General features: G+C 33.3%; 16 protein-coding genes. 6 read left to right on the top strand and 10 right to left on the bottom strand.

The annotated features are described in order from the left end of the window. Window positions 1-146: 146 nt before the first annotated feature. The 4 genes from EI427_RS19725 to EI427_RS19710 all read right to left on the bottom strand — a co-directional run bounded on the left by EI427_RS19725 (window position 147) and on the right by EI427_RS19710 (window position 3722). Window positions 147-518, bottom strand: a complete 372-nt coding sequence (locus tag EI427_RS19725) for a hypothetical protein (RefSeq protein ID WP_126617973.1) — start codon at window positions 516-518, stop codon at window positions 147-149. Between the two features lie 273 nt (window positions 519-791). Beyond that, window positions 792-1727 carry a UDP-glucuronic acid decarboxylase family protein gene (locus EI427_RS19720; RefSeq protein WP_126617971.1) on the bottom strand — a complete coding sequence of 312 codons (936 nt, stop codon included), beginning with the start codon at window positions 1725-1727 and terminating at the stop codon, window positions 792-794. A gap of 15 nt (window positions 1728-1742) precedes the next feature. Further along, window positions 1743-3059, bottom strand: a complete 1317-nt coding sequence (locus EI427_RS19715; RefSeq protein WP_126617969.1) for a UDP-glucose dehydrogenase family protein — start codon at window positions 3057-3059, stop codon at window positions 1743-1745. 33 nt (window positions 3060-3092) lie between these two features. Continuing rightward, window positions 3093-3722 (bottom strand): L-threonylcarbamoyladenylate synthase, encoded by a 630-nt coding sequence (locus EI427_RS19710; RefSeq protein ID WP_205727969.1) that lies wholly within the window; start codon window positions 3720-3722, stop codon window positions 3093-3095. A 116-nt stretch (window positions 3723-3838) separates the two neighbouring features. On the opposite strand from EI427_RS19710, the gene EI427_RS19705 reads away from it, so the two are divergent. The 3 genes from EI427_RS19705 to EI427_RS19695 all read left to right on the top strand — a co-directional run bounded on the left by EI427_RS19705 (window position 3839) and on the right by EI427_RS19695 (window position 6025). Then, the gene (locus EI427_RS19705; RefSeq protein WP_126617965.1) at window positions 3839-4387 is read left to right on the top strand and encodes a GNAT family N-acetyltransferase; all 549 of its coding nucleotides are present in this window, start codon (window positions 3839-3841) and stop codon (window positions 4385-4387) included. A 31-nt stretch (window positions 4388-4418) separates the two neighbouring features. Then, window positions 4419-5000, top strand: a complete 582-nt coding sequence (gene rdgB, locus EI427_RS19700) for an RdgB/HAM1 family non-canonical purine NTP pyrophosphatase (protein WP_126617963.1) — start codon at window positions 4419-4421, stop codon at window positions 4998-5000. Between the two features lie 71 nt (window positions 5001-5071). After that, a complete protein-coding gene (locus EI427_RS19695; RefSeq protein WP_126617961.1) occupies window positions 5072-6025 on the top strand; it encodes a hypothetical protein in 954 nt (317 codons plus the stop codon). 71 nt (window positions 6026-6096) lie between these two features. Here the strand turns inward: EI427_RS19695 and EI427_RS19690 are convergent, their stop codons facing one another. Beyond that, the gene (locus tag EI427_RS19690) at window positions 6097-6630 is read right to left on the bottom strand and encodes an RNA methyltransferase (protein WP_126617959.1); all 534 of its coding nucleotides are present in this window, start codon (window positions 6628-6630) and stop codon (window positions 6097-6099) included. Window positions 6631-6641: 11 nt separating this feature from the next. Then, on the bottom strand, window positions 6642-7040 hold the full coding sequence (locus EI427_RS19685) for an ArsR/SmtB family transcription factor (protein ID WP_126617957.1): 399 nt from the start codon (window positions 7038-7040) through the stop codon (window positions 6642-6644). A 401-nt stretch (window positions 7041-7441) separates the two neighbouring features. Here EI427_RS19685 and hemC point away from each other — a divergent pair, with 401 nt between their 5' ends. Genes hemC through EI427_RS19670 form a run of 3 tightly spaced genes read left to right on the top strand, consistent with a single transcriptional unit; the run spans window position 7442 to window position 9413 of the window. Continuing rightward, window positions 7442-8371: a hydroxymethylbilane synthase gene (gene hemC / locus EI427_RS19680; protein WP_126617955.1), complete on the top strand. Its 930-nt coding sequence runs from the start codon at window positions 7442-7444 to the stop codon at window positions 8369-8371. Between the two features lie 23 nt (window positions 8372-8394). Next, a complete protein-coding gene (gene nuoB, locus EI427_RS19675; protein ID WP_126617953.1) occupies window positions 8395-8919 on the top strand; it encodes an NADH-quinone oxidoreductase subunit NuoB in 525 nt (174 codons plus the stop codon). Between the two features lie 2 nt (window positions 8920-8921). After that, window positions 8922-9413 (top strand): NADH-quinone oxidoreductase subunit C, encoded by a 492-nt coding sequence (locus EI427_RS19670; protein ID WP_126617951.1) that lies wholly within the window; start codon window positions 8922-8924, stop codon window positions 9411-9413. Window positions 9414-9719: 306 nt separating this feature from the next. Here EI427_RS19670 and guaA read toward each other — a convergent pair whose 3' ends face one another. The 4 genes from guaA to EI427_RS19650 all read right to left on the bottom strand — a co-directional run bounded on the left by guaA (window position 9720) and on the right by EI427_RS19650 (window position 18188). Further along, window positions 9720-11252 carry a glutamine-hydrolyzing GMP synthase gene (gene guaA, locus EI427_RS19665; protein ID WP_126617949.1) on the bottom strand — a complete coding sequence of 511 codons (1533 nt, stop codon included), beginning with the start codon at window positions 11250-11252 and terminating at the stop codon, window positions 9720-9722. Window positions 11253-11428: 176 nt separating this feature from the next. Next, window positions 11429-13018: a SusD/RagB family nutrient-binding outer membrane lipoprotein gene (locus EI427_RS19660; protein WP_126617947.1), complete on the bottom strand. Its 1590-nt coding sequence runs from the start codon at window positions 13016-13018 to the stop codon at window positions 11429-11431. 87 nt (window positions 13019-13105) lie between these two features. Then, entirely contained in the window at window positions 13106-16264 is a 3159-nt protein-coding gene (locus EI427_RS19655) for a SusC/RagA family TonB-linked outer membrane protein (RefSeq protein ID WP_126617945.1), read from the bottom strand. 502 nt (window positions 16265-16766) lie between these two features. Beyond that, complete coding sequence (locus EI427_RS19650; RefSeq protein ID WP_126617943.1) at window positions 16767-18188, bottom strand: SusD/RagB family nutrient-binding outer membrane lipoprotein; 1422 nt, start codon at window positions 18186-18188, stop codon at window positions 16767-16769. Window positions 18189-18237 lie beyond the last annotated feature (49 nt).

Here is an 18237-nt window from a genome sequence, read left to right as displayed (position 1 = left end):
CCACTAACTAAATCAGGAACATTATGAATTGATCTTTTTTGACCTATTCTAAAATGATTTCAAATTAAATCACACCGCAAATTTGCACAAAAAAACCTCTCCTTTAAAAAGAAGAGGTTCTTATCTACAAAAAAGTAGGTATTTTTCTAGTTAGATGACTTAATATACGACAAAAAGTCACCTTGTATTCCAAGAGTGTTCGCTAATTTAAGCATAGCAGTAGCTTCCATCTCACTGATGTAACCCTTTCTATTATTAGCGTCCCAAGCGAGACATATATATTTTAACCTTGTTTCAGGAGGAAAATCCATCATTACATCAGAAAGATAATCTTTTGCTCTATCAAAAGCATTTACATAATCTTCTCCAATGAATTGGGTAGCCCACTCTAGCTCATCATGACCTTGAATGTTAGTAGCCGTTTCCTCCAAGATAGCTTGTTCATCTTCATCTAACCCATGATAATGAAATATCACTGATTTGATCAATAAGTAAGCTTTTTTCTCTTCACTAGTCATTTTTATCCTAATTGGAGGTTTCTATCTAGACAAAGATAGCATTATTGATTGTTTAGCCAAATAAACGTTAACAGTTCTTCTTATTAAGATTGTTTACAAATAATATTGACAATAATAAAAAACTAATAATCAATAAATTAAACAGAATGCTAAATCTAATATACAAAAAGAGATTCTATAAAACATGTAGAATTATAGAATCTCTCCTTAACTAATTAATATATTTTTGATTTTCTCTTTCTTTTTAAATCAAAAGATGGAGATACATCTAAATTATTTTACTTTTTCTTTAAAATACTCTAAAGTTCGTTTTAAACCTTCAGCTCTATCAATAGTCGGGTTCCAGTCTAAAACTTCTTGTGCTCTAGTAATATCTGGCTGACGTTGTTTAGGATCATCTTTAGGTAAATCCAAATAGATAACTTTACTTCCAGAGTCTGTCAATTTCACAATTTCCTCTGCAAAATCTTTAATAGATATTTCTTGAGGATTACCAATGTTTACTGGATCATGATAATCTGACATTGTTAAACGGAAAATCCCTTCGACTAAATCATCTACATAGCAAAATGATCTAGTTTGAGAACCATCTCCAAAAATTGTTATGTCTTCTCCTCTTAATGCCTGACTCATAAATGCTGGTAAAGCACGTCCGTCATTTAAGCGCATTCTTGGGCCGTATGTATTAAAAATACGTACCATTCCAGTATTTACACCATGGAATGTGTGGTAACCCATTGTTATTGCTTCTTGAAAACGTTTTGCTTCGTCGTAAACACCTCTTGGCCCAATTGGGTTTACATTACCCCAATAATCTTCTGTTTGTGGGTGAACATTTGGATCACCATATACTTCAGAAGTTGAAGCAATCATGAAACGTGCCTTCTTCACTCTTGCTAAACCTAAAAGGTTATAAGGAGCCAATGATCCCACTTTTAGTGTTTGGATAGGCATCTCTAAATAATCGATTGGACTTGCAGGAGATGCAAAGTGTAATATATAATCTAACTCACCAGATACGTGTACATATTTAGTAACATCATGGTGGAAAAATTCAAAATTCTTATTCCCAAATAAGTGTGATATGTTGTCTTCACTTCCTGTTAAGAAGTTATCCATTCCCACAACTTTAAATCCTTTTGCTAAAAACTTATCACATAAATGTGAACCTAAGAAGCCTGCAGCACCTGTAATTAATACTCTTTTCATTATAAATAGTTTAGCTTAATAAATTGTAGTTCTACCGATACTGTTGTAATAGAAACCTAGTTCCTTCATATCTTTTGTATTATAGAGGTTTCTACCATCAAAGATTACTTTATCTTTCATAAGCTCTCCCATATAATTAAAATCAGGCGTTCTAAATAGATTCCATTCTGTTACAATTCCTAGTGCATCAACATCTTTCAATGCATCATATCTGTGTTCTACAAATGTAACTTGGTCTCCAAAAATTTCTTTCATATTTTCCATTGCTTCTGGATCATATGCGTAAACTTCAGCTCCTGCTTTTAACAACTCTCTAATTGTATAAATTGCTGGAGCCTCTCTAATATCATCTGTATTAGGTTTAAATGCTAAACCCCAAATGGCTATTTTTTTTCCTTTTAAATCTCCATCAAAGTAAGCACTCATTTTTTCTGCTAACTTAAATTTTTGAGCACCATTTACTCCCATTACAGAGTCTAGTAACTTAAAATCATAGTTGTGTTCTTTTGCAGTTTTAAATAATGCTTGAACATCTTTTGGAAAACATGACCCTCCGTAACCTACTCCAGAGAATAAGAAACGTTTACCAATTCTTCCGTCAGAACCCATACCAATACGGACATTATCAACGTTTGCTCCAACTTTTTCACAAAGGTTGGCAATCTCGTTCATAAATGTAATTCTTGTAGCTAGATAAGAGTTAGCTGCATACTTTGTCATTTCAGCAGAGCGTTCATCCATAAAATAGATTGGATTGCCTTGGCGAACAAATGGTTCGTAAAGACGTTGCATTGTTTCTTTTGCTCTTTCTGAAGAAGTACCAATAACAACTCTATCTGGACGAAGAAAATCGTCTACTGCAACACCTTCTCTTAAAAACTCAGGATTTGATACTACATCAAAAGCACCTTTACAGTTCTTAGCTACAACAGCATGTACTTTTTCTGCAGTACCTACAGGAACAGTACTTTTATCTACTAAAACTTTGTATTCATCTTTGTCTATAATATGCCCTATTTGTTCAGCGACACCTAAAACATAAGATAAATCTGCAGAACCATCCTCACCTGGAGGTGTTGGTAATGCCAAGAAAATAACATCAGAAGCTTTTACTGCTCCTTCTAAATCTGTTGTAAATGATAAACGCTCTTCTTTAGTATTTCTAAGAAAAACTGTATCTAAACCTGGTTCATAAATTGTTAATTCCCCACCTTTAAGTTTTTCTACTTTTGAGTTATCATTATCTACACAAATCACATGATGACCCGTTTCTGCAAAACAAGTTCCTGAGACTAACCCCACATAACCTGTTCCTACAACTGCTATTTTCATTGTATATAAATCTTTATTATTTATTTATTTTTCTTAGAGATAATCTTCAATATTACCTTGACCTTGACGAATTACTTCGAAGTCTCCATCTACTAAATTTACTACTGTAGATAAATGAATATTACCGTAGCCTCCATCAATTACTGCATCTACTTGATTTCCGTAATCTTCATAAATTAATTCCGGATCTGTCGGGTACTCCAATATCTCATCTTCTTGTTTCAGAGATGTAGTTACAATTGGGTTTCCTAACAAGCGTACTAATTCTCGTGGTATGTTATGGTCTGGTACACGAATACCCACCTCTTTCTTTTTTGTATCCACAAGTTTAGGTACAGAACTACTTGCTTTCATGATAAAAGTAAATGGACCTGGCAGTGCTTTTTTTATAACTCTAAATGCAGGCGTTTCAATATGCTTCACATAATTTGTTATATCAGATAAATCGTAACAAATAAATGAAAGATTCATCTTATTAGGTTTTAAGCCCTTAAAACGAATTAATTTTTTAAGTGCTGCTTGGTTTGTCAGATCACAACCAACACCATAAACTGTATCTGTAGGGTAGATAACTAAACCTCCCTTTCTCAATACTTTAACAACCTCATTTAATACTCGCTCCTGAGGATTATCAGGATTAATTCTAAATAGCTCTGCCATGATATTTCAATTATTTGGTGAAGATAAAAGATGTTCTTATAAATTACTTATATATCCTTGTAAACTCAATAAAAGTTTTACTATATATTGTCTTTATTAATTAAAATTATAATAAGTAAATGTCATATATCACTATTCCGGTTAAAACGCAGTACTTAAAGAAAGATTCTTCTTTGGCTATTCAAAATAGACTACTTCCAAAGGGAGATATTAAAAACTGGAATCCTTTAACAACTACAGCATATTTAGAAATATATAATCAGGTTGGGGCTGAATGGGGATGGACTGGAAGAGTCTTAATGTCTGACACGGAATTATCTTCTTGGCTCAATTCTGATAATTGTAGATTACTTAAATTGATTGTTGATGGAGAAATTGCTGGTTTTATTGAATTTGATATCTCTAAGAAACAATCCATTGAAGTTGCCTACTTTGGATTACTTCCTGCATTTATTGGTCAAAAATTAGGTTTACCTTTTTTAATGGAAAGTATTAGAAAAATTGAACAGGAACTAAAAACAAAAGAAGTTTGGTTGCATACTTGTCAATTTGATCATCCATTTGCTATTCAGGTATATCAAAAAGCTGGTTTTACAGTAGTTAATGAATCCATTGATGATGAACCTTATGAAGAAGCCTTTTTGAAAAAAAATAATTATAAATTCTAGTCAATAGTATTACATCATTTAAAATAAAGAAATGAAAAAAATCTGTTTTGCCACTAATAATATAAATAAGCTGAAAGAAATTCAGCAGCAACTAGAAGGTCTTTATCAAGTTGTAAGTTTAAAAGAAATTAATTGCGAAGAGGAATTACCTGAGACACAAGAAACATTAGAAGGTAACTCTTTACAAAAAGCACAATATGTTTGGGATAATTATGGTGTTAGTTGCTTTGCTGATGACACCGGACTTGAAATTAATGCCTTAAATGGAGAGCCTGGTGTTTACTCTGCAAGATACGCTGGCCCACAAAGAGATAGTGACAACAATATGGATCTAGTACTTAAGAATTTAGAGGGTAAAAATGATAGAAGTGCAAGGTTTAGAACGGTAATCACTTTGCTTTGGGAAGGGAACGTTGAACAAGTTGAGGGGATTGCTGAAGGTGATATTATTACAGAGAGAACGGGTGACGAAGGTTTTGGTTATGACCCTATCTTTAAATCTAAAGGACATGAACGTACTTTTGCTCAATTATCTTCGAAAGAAAAAAATGAAATTAGTCACAGAGGAAAAGCCGTTGTAAAGTTGATTGAATTATTAAAAGATAAAGTTTAGTGATTATCTTTACAGCATTTACAATTCTATATTCAATATGAATTTAGATTTTACATTTCTGATTTTTTATAATGAAACAACTATCAATACAAACAAAAAAAGAATTTAGAAATTTTGGACTTGCCTTTGGCTTAGGCTATTTACTTGTTCAGATTCTACCTTTAATTTATGGAATGACAACTGCAGAAGTAGACATTTTTAAGATCATTGGTTTGATTTTAATAAGTCCTTTTAGTTCTCCTACAATTTTATTTTTTGGTATTGCTATATTACAGAGGTACAATGAAAAATCTTTATTTTGGGTAGGGATTATAGGTGTATGGGTTAGTGTAATGATGAACCTCTATATTCAACATGGAGGAGATACTATATTTCTTGATACTATTTTCAGGAACTTAATTAGAAAAGGATTGGCAATGATTCTTTCTTTATTAGTTCTTCGTTTCTTCTTTCAGAAAACAGATATCATTCGCCTAATAATTGGTTTTGGAGCAATTATACTTTTAGCTGTAATTAATTCATTTGCAACATTTAATGATCAATTAACTACAGATATGATTATTCAACAATCTATTTGGGGTGCATTATTTTATGTGTTTTCACTAAGTCTTGGGTATACACTTTTTACTATCTTTAAGAGTAATGACGATAGTAGCGATGAAATTACAGAATCTGAAATACCAGTTTTCAAGTCTTCTCAACTCGTTTTTTACTTCATGATTTTCGGATTATATTTTTCTGATTTGTGGAGTAGCGGTCAAGCATGGCAAACACAATTAAATGTTCTTTTCCTTTTACTGTTTGCATGTATAGGCATTATCTATTTCAGCAAAAATATTATTACAATTGGAATGGCATTATCACTTATTTCATTAATTGGAAGATTAATCGCTTTCTACAATGATATGAGTACAATGAATATTATAGGTCTTGGATTCTCTTTATTAGTACTTGCTCTGTTTGAATTATCAAGAAGACAAGAAAATAAAATAACGACTGGGTCTGTCTTCAAAATGAAAAAATAAATTCTTTTTCGATATAAAAAATGGTCTTAGCTTTTAGAAACTAAGACCATTTTTTTATATCGAAAAGTTAACTACTTCCCCATTTTTTGTTGTAAGCATTGCCAAAGTACTACACCAATAGTAATTGATACATTTAGAGAATGCTTTGTTCCAAATTGAGGAATTTCTAAAGCCATATCAGATGCAGCAATAGCTTCATCACTTACCCCCATTACCTCATTACCAAATACTAAAGCTATTTTTTCTTCTTTAGTAGTTGTAAAATTTTGAAGTAAAGTACTTCCTTCAACTTGTTCAACCGCAATTACTTTATATCCTTCTTTTTTTAAAGAGGCAATAGCATCTACGGTCTCATCAAAATGTCCCCAAGTTACTGTGTCTTGTGCTCCAAGTGCTGTTTTATGAATATCTCTATGTGGAGGTTTACCCGTAATCCCACAAAGAACTACTTTTTCAATTGCAAAAGCATCTCCTGTTCTAAAAGACGACCCTACATTATTTAAGCTTCTAATATTATCAAGAACAACAACAATATTATTTTTCTCTTGTGCTTTAAATTCTTCGGCGCTAACTCTATTGAGTTCGTCCATGCTTAATTTTCTCATCAAAATATATTTTAATCTCCTTCAGGATAATGACTCATTCTTCTACGTTCAATCTTATTCATTGCCAATTCTCTATTAGACGACAATGTATTGTACGTTTCTTGATCTTCTATTAATTGAACATCTCTTTCCATGTATTTGAAAATTGTTTCAACAATACCAGAAATTTCTTCTTTTATGGAATAGAAAGACCATTGATCTATTTTTCTGACATTCAATAACCCAGCATTCTTCATGTAGATTAAATGTCTAGATGTTTTGGTTTGGGTATAATCCAATACTAATTCAATATCAGAAATACACATTTCTTCATTAGTATGAAGTAAATTTATTATTCTTATTCTCGATTCTTCTCCTAAGGCCTTCATTATCTGAGTACCTATAGATAAATTGAAGTGTTTCAGCTTCATAATTACAATGCTTTAATTCGCGTTTGCAAATATACAAATCTCTATTTCAATCTGTATAGAATAGCCAATAATACCTCATTATTAACTTTTGTTGCCATTAATTGAAATTTCACATTAACAATATATAACTATTCTAAGAAGTTGTGCATTTTGTTATTAAAAATTTCATGTTTTATAATTAAACCGTTATACTTGAACAGGTAAAGATAATAGGTTAGTCACCTATTATATGGCATGATACACCAGTAACATTAACCAGTTGTGGAAAGACATTCGATAGATATTGAATGTCTTTTTTTTATGTAAAAAGACTAAAAGATTAAAATCTCTTCTTTCTATATAGTTACAATTTTCATTTTGAATCAACTAGTGATTATCTTCGCGTAATTATTAATATAGATATGATAGAAAGAACAATAAAAATCGGTACTCGTAAAAGTAAACTTGCTTTATGGCAAGCTGAACATGTTAAATCTCTATTAGAGCAAAACAACATGACTGCTGAGTTAGTATTGATAGAAACGAAAGGTGATAAAATTCTTGACCGTTCGTTATCAAAGATTGGTTCTAAAGGTGTTTTTACTGAGGAATTAGAAGAACAACTTCGTAATGGAGGTATTGATATTGCCGTTCATAGTGCTAAAGATATGCAAGCATCTTTAGGTGATGATTTTGAATTAATTGCCTTTACAGACAGAGAAGAATGTCATGATGTTTTTGTAAGTCATAAAGCTGGTCTTACTATAGATCAGAATACAGATATTGTAATTGGTACATCTTCGGTAAGAAGAGTAGCATTATTAAAAAAATATTATCCTAATGCTAAAATTGTTGATGTAAGAGGGAACTTACAGACAAGAATTAAGAAAATGGAAGATGGCCTTTGTGATGTACTTATGCTTGCTTATGCGGGTGTGCACAGAATGGGGTATAACAATATGATTGTTCACGAACTTCCTGTAGATACTTTCACTCCTGCAACTGGACAAGGTTGTGTTGCTATTGAAGCAAGTACAGGTTTAGATACGAATATAAAAGAAGCTATCCGTTCTGCAATTAATAATGAACAAACAGAAACTTGTGTACGTGCTGAACGTGCTTTCTTAAAAGAATTACAAGGTGGTTGTAGTATTCCTGCCTTTTGTTTAGCAAGGTGGGCGTCTAAATCAGATATTACTATAACAGGTGGATTAGCACAGCCAGATGGTCTACCTCAAATAAGATATACATATACTGTTCCTGCTATTGATGCTAATGCAACAGGAACAAAAATCGCCAAAGAAACATTGGCAAATGGTGGAGCTGAACTTTTAGCTCAACTAAAAAATTAACAAGCAATTTCGCAGCTATTTATATGAAAGGTTTATTAGATCAGCAGTTTGGGCAAGGAGAGATTGTAATTTCTAAAGTTGATGATTTAATCAACTGGGCAAGATTATCTTCTTTGTGGCCACTTGGATTTGGATTAGCATGTTGTGCCATCGAAATGATGACAACTTTTGCTTCCAATTATGACTTAGATAGGTTTGGTGTTATTCCAAGGGCAACACCTCGTCAATCAGATGCAATGATTATTTCTGGTACAGTAACTTTCAAGATGGCTGACCGTGTTCGTAGATTATATGAACAAATGGCAGAGCCTCGTTATGTAATTTCTATGGGTAGCTGCTCTAATTGTGGTGGTCCATACTGGGAGCATGGTTATAATGTTGTTAAAGGTGTTGATAGAATTATTCCTGTTGATGTTTATGTTCCTGGATGCCCTCCAAGACCAGAAGCATTAATAGGTGGCATTCTAAAACTACGTGATCAAATTCGTGAAGAGACTTTGATGGCACCTACTGCAGTTGAAAAATTAATGAACAAAGCAAAAGCATAATCATGACAACAGAGGAAATAGCTGCATTAATTGAAGAAAACATTACCGATTGTACACTATCTGTTGATACAAAATTACCTCAGCAAGAAATTACAATTCCATCAGAAAAAATTACTGAGGTTTGTTCTTTTCTAAAGGGTAATCAAACAACATTTTTTGATACACTTTCTTGCTTAACTGGAATAGATAACGGACCAGATAAAAATACGATGGAAGTTATTTATCATCTTTATTCTATTCCCAATGGCTTTAGAGTTACTTTAAAAGTTGTATTAGACAGACAAAATCCACATATACCTTCTGTAGTTCCTGTTTGGAGAGCTGCTGATTGGCACGAACGTGAAGCGTATGATTTAGTAGGTGTGACTTTCGATAATCATCCCGATTTAAGACGTATTCTATCTCCTGATGATTGGGTTGGACATCCTCTTCAGAAAGATTACATACCAGAAGAGAGATACCACGGAATTAAAGTAAAATACGAAAAGGATTAACATAATTAATCCTTCTAAATAAAGTAAGCCGAGCCATTTAAAATGACTCGGCTTTTATATTTTTAAATCTTAGTCTTAACTAAGGAATTACTTCTAAAAAGAAGTAACCCTTGTTAGTTAATATAGATAAGACTAGATTATATAGTCGTGTTTACGATTATTAACAACCAAATATAATCATATTAATTCTGAATATATACTAATCGTTATAAAACTTTAAAGGATGTACTATTATAAGTAAATCTGCAAAGAAAAAAGTCCGATCAATTTATCATTGATCGGACCATATATGTAGATTTTAAAAATCTATTCCCATTCAATAGTTGCTGGTGGTTTAGAGCTAATATCATATACTACTCTATTTACACCTTTTACTCTATTGATGATATTGTTACTAATTTCTGCAAGGAACTCATAAGGTAAGTGTACCCAATCTGCAGTCATACCATCTAAAGATGAAACTGCTCTTAAAGCTACTACTTTTTCATATGTACGCTCATCACCCATAACTCCAACAGAGTTTACTGGTAAAAGCATTGCTCCAGCTTGCCATACATCATCATATAAACCATGGTCTTTTAAACCTTGGATAAAGATGTAGTCAACTTCTTGTAAAACCTCTACTTTCTCTGCAGTTACATCACCCAAAATACGGATACCTAAACCAGGACCTGGGAAAGGATGTCTACCTAAAATTTCTTGAGGAATATTTAAAGCCTTACCCACTAAACGCACTTCATCTTTAAATAAAGTATTTAATGGTTCTACAACTTTCAATTTCATATAATCAGGTAAACCACCTACATTATGATGAGATTTAATTGTTGCCGAAGGCCCTTTTACAGATACGGATTCGATTACATCAGGATAAATAGTTCCTTGACCTAACCATTTTGCATTTTCAATCAGCTTCGATTCTGTTTCAAATACATCTACAAAGATTTTACCAATAGCTTTACGCTTATCTTCTGGATCAGTTTTACCTTCTAACTCTTTATAAAATAAGTCTTTAGAATTTACGCCTTTAACATTAAGACCTAAACCATGGTAAGATTCTAAAACAGATTCAAATTCGTTTTTACGAAGTAAACCATTGTCAACAAAAATACAATATAGGTTTTCACCAATTGCTCTATGAAGTAAAACTGCAGCTACAGAAGAATCTACACCACCAGATAAACCTAATATTACACGGTCATCTCCAAGTTGTGCCTTTAATTCTGCTACAGTACTATCTACAAAAGATTCTGGTGTCCAATCTTGCTTACATTCACAAACACCTACTACAAAATCCTGAAGCATAAACTTACCGTCTTTTGAGTGTGTTACTTCTGGATGGAATTGTAAACCAAATGTTTCTTCGCCAAGAATTCTATATGCTGCAACAGGAATACTAGTAGTACTCGCAATTACTTTAAAGCTATCAGGAAGATTAAGGATTGTATCACCATGCGACATCCATACTTGAGTGTCTTCTGGTATCCCTTTCATCATAGGACTTGTATGGTCTATGAAATCAAGGTTTGCACGACCGTACTCACGGTGCTCTGAACGTGCGACAGTTCCTCCATTCTGATGAGCAAGCATCTGTGCGCCAAAACACACACCTAGAAGAGGCATTTTTCCGCGAATATCGGAAACGTCGAAGTTTGGTGCATCGTCTTCTAAAACTGAGTGAGGGCTACCTGAAAGGATAACACCTTTGTACTCAGAATGATCAATCTTCGGCTCGTGATTGTAAGGAAAAATCTCACAATAAACATTTAACTCTCTTACACGTCTAGCAATTAGCTGTGTATACTGAGAACCGAAGTCATAAATTAGGATCTTGTCCATAATAAGGATTGGTATTCAGAGATTATTTTTGATGCACGCAAAGATGATGTTTTTTATTGAAAAAGTGATACTTATCATGATAAAATAATCAAAGGAGTATTTTAGGATAAAAAAAACACCCTACACCTGTTAAGATGTAGGGTGTTAAACCTAATTACTTATATTTTTTAACTCAAAGCTTAAGGAATAGGATTACCATCACTATCAACAGCTACTTGAGTACCTTTTGTCATATCCCACCATACTGGATTATTCAAGTTATCTCCTTGAAATTCACCTGAACCTGTAAAACCAGCTTCAGTATTAAGTACTTCAACACCTGCTGAATATGAAGATAAATTTAATGTCTGTTCATCAGTTGGGTAAGGACGACGAACAGGTATTTCACCATTACCTCTATCATGACCTGCAACTGGTGATCTTAAAACTCCAAAGTCAAGACGTCTCCATTCTATCCATCCTTGATGACCTTGCATATATAAAGCAATCCACTTTTGAATACCTAAAGAAGTTTTCCAATTAGTTGCATCATATGGGTGAGCAATTACATAAGCATCAATATCCGCCTGAGCAATTGTTCTTGTCATGCCTGCTAATCCTGCTTGACCATTCCAAAATTCCATTGACGCTCTAATACCTGCTTCATAATGTGTTGCTGCCAATGTCGCATTAGATGCTCTTTGAGCTGCTTCAGCTAAAGCAAAACATACTTCAGGATAAGATATATAGATTCCAGGAGCCTTCTCATATAAAGTTGCTGCTGAAGGTTGAGAGTATTCTGATATATCTAAATTGTTAGCTGTATTATCATCTAAACCATATATCACACCAATATACTCTGGCGTACCTGCTATAACTGAAGCTTCAGTTGGATCAAAATATAATCCCATACGAGGATCACTCATATCAGATAGTAAATCTACCATTGTATTACTTGCAGCAAAGTCAGCACGTGTTTTACGATCCTCATTCAAAGGATTGTTATGAGGAGCTGATCCAAAAACTAATGTAGCATTATCCTCATTTCCTGCAATAAAACCACCTGCTGCAACTACTTCTGCTAATTTAACTCCATTGTCTCTATCAGCCATTCTTAGAGCAATACGTAGCTTTAGAGATTGAGCAAACTTTGCCCATTTAGCCATATTACCATTATAGATTACATCACCATCAACACCTGTTGTAGCTACAACTTTTGACTGAGCTTCAGTTAATTCTGTTAATAAGCTTGAGTAAATCATTTCTTGCTTATCATAAGATGGAGCAATTACGTCATTACCTTGTAAAGCTTCAGTATAAGGAACTGGTCCCCAGATATCTGTAACTAAATGCATTAACCATACGCGTGTAATTTGAGCAACAGCATATTGATTTGATGCTCTATCTTTTGCATCACCAACAATAGCATCATTTTCCAATAATCCCATTGCTATATCCATACTTGCCTTCAAGTCTTTAAGACCTCCAGCAGCAAAATAGCTGATCCACTGACTATTTACAGAAGAATCTCTGTAACGGAAACGGCTTTCAGAAGGGTAAGCTTGTTGAGACCAATATTGTGAGTAAACTAGACCAAAACGACCATTCGCCCATTCATCCCAAACATTTTCCATAGCATATTTTTGACCTGATGTCAATAAATATGATGCAGGAACCTCTGAAGGGTTGTTAGGATCTACATTTAGCTCTTCTAGGTCAGTACATGCAAACATTGCTGCTGCCATACCACCTGCTACAAGAACTGTTTTTAATTTATTTATAAATTTCATTATTGTCTTCTTTAAAAAATCTTAAGCTAATATTCTATCTAAAAACACAAATACTTAAGTAGGGTTTTTAGATTTTGTAAAGGGTTTTTAGAAATCTAGTTTCAAGTTGAAACCCCAAGATTTAGTTGTAGGAACTGCACCACCCTCAATACCTTGTACGTTACCTGAGTTATTTGCAAATTCAGGATCAATGTGCGGTACATTTGAATGAAGAATCCATAAGTTTCTACCAGTTACAGAGAATGAAGCACCATAAGCACCAATTTTCTTCGTAATGTTAGATGGAATTCTATATGTTAATGCTAACTCTTTTAATTTCACATAAGATGCATCATACATATTTGCTTCTGCAATGATGTAACCGCCGTTAGCATAAAAGTGTGTATTAGCATCAATAACAACATCATTAGTCGTTCCATCTTCTTTTACACCTGGTACAATAATACCATCCTCACGAATATTATTGGCAACTGTTTCTGCCATTATTCCTGAGTAATTACCCCACATATTAGTTGTAGAGAAAAGTTTACCACCAAAACGCATATCTAATAATACTCTAAGAGATATACCTTTATAAGTAAATGTATTTGATAAACCACCTGTCCAATCTGCAAGAGAAGAACCTAAGTTTACTAATTCATCAGTTGGTAAATAAGTACCTCCAGCTCCTACTAATAAATCACCATTGTCATTTCTTTGGTATCCTGTACCTCTGATCTGTCCATAAGATTGACCTTCAGTAGCATTTACAGAAACTGCGAATGGAGCATTAGCTAAACGTAAATTATCAAGACCATCAGCTAATTTTACTAGTTCATTGTAGTTTTTAGCATAATTGAAGCCTAAATCCCATCTGAAACCACTTTCTGTTAAGATAGGAGTTGCATTTATTGATAATTCAACACCTTGGTTTAACATTTCACCTGCATTGATGATTTGTCTTGTATAACCAGTTGAACCAGAAGTAGGCACATCAATAATCTGATCTGTTGATACGTTTTTATAAATCGTTGCATCAAATCCTAAACGATCATTAAAGAAACGCATATCTAAACCTAATTCTAAAGAAGTAGTCTGTTCTGGTTTGATATTAGAATTATTTAAAGTGTTAGGTACATAATAAATTGGGTTACCATTAAAAGCACCTCTTGAATCAGCAGAATATGTTTGATTAACACTGTAAGGGTCTGTGTCATTTCCTACTTGAGCCCAACCTAAACGTACTTTACCAAAAGAGATTACTTTTGAATCTGCAAGACTTCCTAATTCTGTAAATACTACCGATCCAGATACCGCAGGGTATAAATAAGTATTGTTATTTGCAGGTAGTGTAGATGACTGATCTGCTCTTAAAGAAGCATCAACAAAAAATGTATTTCGGTAACCTAATGAAGCACTACCAAAAACTGAATTTACTTGCTTATCAGTACCACTATCTACAGTTTGAACAGGACCATTAGAATTTGATGTAGTATACAAATTAGGTACTGAAAGACCATTTGAAGTACCTTGATAATTTCTACGATACTTATTTGTTCTTATGTTTCCGCCTACAAAAGCATTCAATGATAGCTCATTTGTGAATGTTTTGTCATAACGTAACATTGCTTCGTAGTTAGTTTCTTGAACAGATCTAACGTCTTCACTATATTCAGAAATTGCTTGAGAACCTACTGCAATTCTTTCTCTTCTATAATCAGTGTAGTAATCAGTCATTACTTTTGCACTTGCAGAGAAACCACCATTAAATTGGTAATTTAAGCCAACGTTACCATAAAAACGATTTCTGTCGTCATCTTGGTAATTCTCGTTACGTACCCAATATGGGTTATCTGAATATTTAGGAGCAGGATCTGAAGCTGATTTTCTATTCCATGTTCTTTGAGAACCGTCAGGGTTTTTGTATTGCTTCATTTGAGCATCATCCCATTGACGTTGTCCCCACTGATTGAACTGCTGCATGACGTTATTTCCATCATAACCAGTACCAGGACGACCTAAAGCCTTAGAACCAACATAATTTGCCCCAACATTAACCTTTAATTTATCAGTTAACTTTTGAGTTGCATTCAAACTAAAGTTATCTCTTTGCATTTCACTGTTAGGGAAAACACCTTTAATATCATAGTTTGTGTAAGATAATCTAAAGCTTGATTTTTCTGTATTACCAGTTAAAGAAACACCGATATTTGAAGTAACACCTGTATCAAAGAAATCTTTAACGTTATTTGGATGTGCTACCCAAGGTGTACCTTTACCATAGTCAGGATGCCATTCATCAAAAGAATACCATTGTCTAGCTAAAGTACCATCTAATGCTGGTCCCCAAGATTCATCTACTGCATATGCTGCATAAGGAATACCATTCGCGTCAGTTCCTCCAGGGAATGCACCGCCACCGCCACCACCGTAGCCATTTTGGTAATCTGGTAACTTCAATACTGATTCAAATGATACACCTGCATTAACAGATACACCTATCTTATTACTTTTAGCACCTTTTCCTGATTTAGTTGTAATCATTACAACACCATTTGCTGCTCTTGAACCATATAAAGCTGCAGCTGATGCACCTTTAAGAACTGACATAGTTTCTATGTCATCAGGGTTAATATCTTGCGCTGCATTACCATAATCATAACCACCTGCACCTCTTGATTGATTTGAAGATGTAAAGTTAGAGTTATCGATAGGTACACCATCAACAACAAATAAAGGTTGGTTATTTCCTGATACTGAATTTACACCACGTATAACAATACGAGATGAACCACCCATTGCTCCACTTGAAGACACTTGCACTCCTGCAATTTTACCTCCAAGACCGTCTACCATATTTGCAGACTTTACCTCTGACATCTCTTCTCCAGAAACATTTTGAACAGAGTATCCTAGAGATCTTTCGTCTCTTTCAACACCTAAAGCTGTTACTACAACTTCATCTAACTGTTCTACGTCTTCTTCTAAAGCGATTGTGATTTCAGATTGGCTTCCTACAATAACTTCTTGAGTTTTATACCCTATAAGTCTATATTGTAAAGTAGGATTATCACCTGTTACCATTAAGCGGTATTTACCGTCAATATTTGTAACAGTACCTTGTGTTGTCCCTTTAACGACAACAGTAACACCTGGAAGTGCTTCTCCCGAAGCATCTTTAATTACACCAGATATTGATCTCTCTTGTGCAAACCCGGCAAAAACCATTGTAAGCATAAGAGACACTAGTAAAAGTGCTTTTCTCATAATAAAAATAATTGAATTGGAACTTAAGTTTTGTCCTAGTTTTCTAAAGTCTGAAAACTAAAAAGTAGCGGACATAAAAATTATCTTGTTGATTGATTGTTAAAAATTAGTAGAAATTATACGTTAGGTTGTAAAAAATAATGGAAATGATTTAATCATAGTTTAAAATAATTGAATTGTTGATAATTGATAATAACTAATCTACTTTAAAAGTACATTAACTTATGTTTATAATGCTAACTTACGTATTTAACTTTAGTTATCTAAATAAATGTTATAAAATATAGAAATTGATAAATATCCAAATATGAAATAAAATCATCAACATATCAGAATAATACAATAAAAACAAGCAATAAAGCAAAATTAAAACTTAATAATACAATTAACCATTGAATAAAAAAATACAATAAAAAAAAGAGGAAACTTCTAATAGAAGCTTCCTCTGTCTTTTATATTAGGGTGCTACTTAAGCAACAAGCCCATATTCAATTATTTTCTCTTATTGATTTACTGGAGTTGGAGTGAACAAATCAACTACTTCTACTAAATTTTGATTTGTATTCACCTCAATTTGAGGATAAAGCAAACGTTGAGGTAATTTAGCTCCAACTGTTGGAGTAACTGGTACTCTCACTTCACTTTCATTATAAGTTCGTCTTACATCTGAAAAACCTTCTAACAAACCTACAAGTGTTGTGTACCTTGCTGCTAAAACTTCTTTAAGATATGCTTTGTCCTCAGCTAATGAACCATCATTTAACAAACCTCCACTTTGAAAATCTGCTTCTACATAAGGATCATATTGCATTACAATAGGATTATCTTCATCACCAAGAACCTGAAATTCAGGAGCAATATAACCTCCACTATTCATATATGCTCTATATTCATTAATAGCTGTTAAACTTACTGCTAGATCATTTGTTCTAGCTGCTGCTTCAGCTTTAATCAATTGAGTTTCTTGCAAAGTTGTAAGTGGAAAAGCTCTATCTTGTGCAAAAAAACCAGAAGTATTTAAATTATAACCAGTAATATCTCCTGTTACTTCATCTGTTACTTCAGTATATAAGTAATTCCAAATGTGAGCCATGTTTGTTTTTGCATTTGTTCTACCTTTGATATAATCAACAGCAAAAGCTTCATTAGCTGTCATATAACCAGCTCTCTCATAAGCAACGAACATCCAATAAGTATTTGCATCTATATAAGGAGAAGTACCATGGGAAATAAACATATCTTCTGAAGTATCAGTAATACCTTTATTTGCATTTGATAATGCCATAGAATAATCCTTTACATGCATATAGTATCTTGCTTTTAAAGTATACAATGCTTTAACATTTACATTTAAAAGATCTTGAGATACTCCACCTTGACCTGACTCAATATCAGCTATTGCTTCATCAAGTAAAGTTTGAACATAATTATATACATCTGCTTGAGAATCAAAAACAGGCATTGGATAGTTTTCAATATCTGAAATCTGCGAAGCAGGGACATCTCCCCAAAGGTTTGTTGCTAAACCTAAAGAATTAGCAATTACTACTTTACAATATCCTTGAAGGACTCTATTATTATTCTCAATGGCTCCATTAAGTGCATTGATTGCATTTGCTATTGCTTCTCTATAAAGGTTATCCCATGAACTGTCATAATCAGTTGCTACAGTTAAATAGTTATTTAAAGCAGTATACTGTCTATCTGAACCAGTAAAATAACCAGACCACATACCTGCAATTCTTGCAATATCACCTTCGTTTACAAAGGCAAGTGCTAATTGAGATGATGGCATTACAATTTCTGCTGGAGCACTAGTTGGTGAGTTAGGGCTAACGTTTTCACCTTCTACTAGCTTAGCGCAAGACATCGAAGTACCTGCTATTGCTGTTGCTAATAAAACTGATTTTAATATATTTTTCATTGTGTAATTTCTTAATTTAATGTACTTCTAGGTTAAAAAGTCTCTACTG

The organism is Flammeovirga pectinis, from assembly GCF_003970675.1.
Classification (GTDB): Bacteria; Bacteroidota; Bacteroidia; order Cytophagales; family Flammeovirgaceae; genus Flammeovirga; species Flammeovirga pectinis.
This window is presented reverse-complemented; position numbering and strand designations above follow the sequence as displayed.